The sequence below is a fragment of the Methylophaga sp. UBA4204 genome, assembly GCF_002379485.1.
Classification (GTDB): Bacteria; Pseudomonadota; Gammaproteobacteria; order Nitrosococcales; family Methylophagaceae; genus Methylophaga.
Window position 1 is genome coordinate 18,895 of record NZ_DFTU01000053.1, and the last position, 2,035, is coordinate 20,929.

At 45.7% G+C, this 2,035-nt stretch carries 1 protein-coding gene, 1 tRNA gene and 1 pseudogene; all 3 read right to left on the reverse strand.

All coding sequences use genetic code 11. The features are described from left to right. A pseudogene (nusA, locus tag B3182_RS07620) lies at positions 1 to 1,341 on the reverse strand (transcription termination factor NusA); the annotation flags it as partial. Positions 1,342 to 1,416: 75 nt separating this feature from the next. Continuing rightward, a complete protein-coding gene (gene rimP, locus B3182_RS07625; RefSeq protein WP_292402037.1) occupies positions 1,417 to 1,890 on the reverse strand; it encodes a ribosome maturation factor RimP in 474 nt (157 codons plus the stop codon). Between the two features lie 64 nt (positions 1,891 to 1,954). Then, a tRNA-Met gene (locus B3182_RS07630) sits at positions 1,955 to 2,031 on the reverse strand. Positions 2,032 to 2,035: the final 4 nt, after the last annotated feature.

The following is a 2,035-nucleotide window of genomic DNA, read 5'->3' on the forward strand; positions in this document are numbered from 1 at the left end:
AGCGGTCATACCGGGCAAATCCTGGATTGTTTCAGCAGGAGATGCACTTTCAATTTGCTCTTCACTAGCAATGGCGCGTGTCAGCAGTACGTCTCTGGCACGTGAACGTAATTCATTAACTATATCAGTATCAAATTCTTCAATATCAAGCATTTCCTGTTCCGGCACATAGGCAACTTCTTCAAGTGAAGAAAAACCTTCCTGAGCCAGAATCAATGCAACGTCTTCATCAACGTCCAAATCAGCCATAAATGTCTTAATCAATGAACTGATTTCGGTTTCGGCCTTTTGGTCAGCATCAGAAGCTGACATAACATTCAACTCCCAACCGGTTAACTGGCTGGCAAGCCGTACATTCTGACCACCACGACCGATTGCCTGTGACAGCTGGCCGTCTTCAACAGCAATATCCATGCTGTGAGCGTCTTCATCAACAACAATAGATAATACTTCTGCCGGTGCCATGGCGTTAATAGCAAATCGTGCCGGTTCTTCATCCCACAGGATAATGTCGACGCGCTCACCGGCCAATTCATTAGTGACTGCCTGAACACGTGAACCACGCATCCCGACACAGGCACCCACCGGATCAATTCGTGGTTCATGTGCTAAAACCGCAATTTTGGCTCGTAAACCAGGATCACGTGCAGCACCTTTGATTTCAATCATGCCATCGCCGATTTCCGGGACTTCAAGACTGAACAGTTCAATCAGTAATTCTGGCGCGACACGACTGACGACTAATTGTGGCCCGCGCGCTTCTGAACGAATTTCTTTCAAATAACCACGGATTCGATCACCGCTACGGAAATTCTCACGTGGAATCATTTCTTCACGGGGCAGAAGAGCCTCAGCATTTCCGCCGAGATCCAAAGTCACGTTGCCGCGTTCTACACGTTTAACCGTGCCATGAATCATCTGGCCGACTTTCTCGCGATACATATCAACTACTTGAGCACGTTCTGCTTCGCGTACTTTTTGAACGATAACCTGTTTGGCTGTTTGAGCAGCAATTCGACCAAATTCAACTGATTCCATTGGCTCACGAATGTAATCGCCTACTTTGGCATCTGACTGTTTGGCCAGCGCATCAGACAATTTAATTTGCAACTCTGAAGATTCGAAGTTTTCGTCGTTATCATCGACAATTAACCACTGACGGAAAGTTTCATAGTTGCCAGTCTGGCGATCAATCGCAACATGGGCATCTATTTCCATTTCATAACGTTTACGGGTGGCCATTGCCAACGCCGCTTCGATCGCCTGAAATATAACTTCTTTACCCACGCCTTTTTCATTAGACATGGCATCAACAACCAGCAAAATTTCTTTATTATTCATCACGCCCCCAGTGGATCGATGCAAGCAATTGATCCAAAACTAAGTTTTTTCATTAACAGCAAATAGTACGCTTTTTCAGGCAACCAGTCGCGCTTTAGCCAACTTTGCCAATGGTAAGGCGTAGACCTCACCATCCACTTCAATTAATACTTCACCATTCTCAAAGCCCTGCAACACACCGGTAAAATTCCGTCTGCCTTCCACTGGTAATTTAGTGGTAATTTTTGCTGAGGAACCAGTAAAACGGATGAAATCACGCTCCTTAAATAAGGGACGATCAAATCCGGGTGAGGAAATTTCCAGTGAATAGGCTTTTTTGATGGGGTCTTCGACATCGAGAATGCCGCTGACCTGATGACTGACACGTTCACAGTCTTCAATACCAATACCTTGATCTGCATCAATATAGATTCTTAGGAGTGGATTTTGTCCACCCTGAATGTATTCCACACCGACAAGCTGGTACCCCAGCGATTCAATCGGCGCTTCAATTAATTTTTCAATCTGATCAGATACGGCCATAGGCAACAAATAAAAAAAAAGGGCCATCGGCCCAATTTTAACTCCACAAAAACAAAAACCCCAATCAGGGGTCCTGTCTTAACATTATTATTGGTAGCGGGGGCTGGATTTGAACCAACGACCTTCGGGTTATGAGCCCGACGAGCTACCAGACTGCTCCACCCCGCATCAA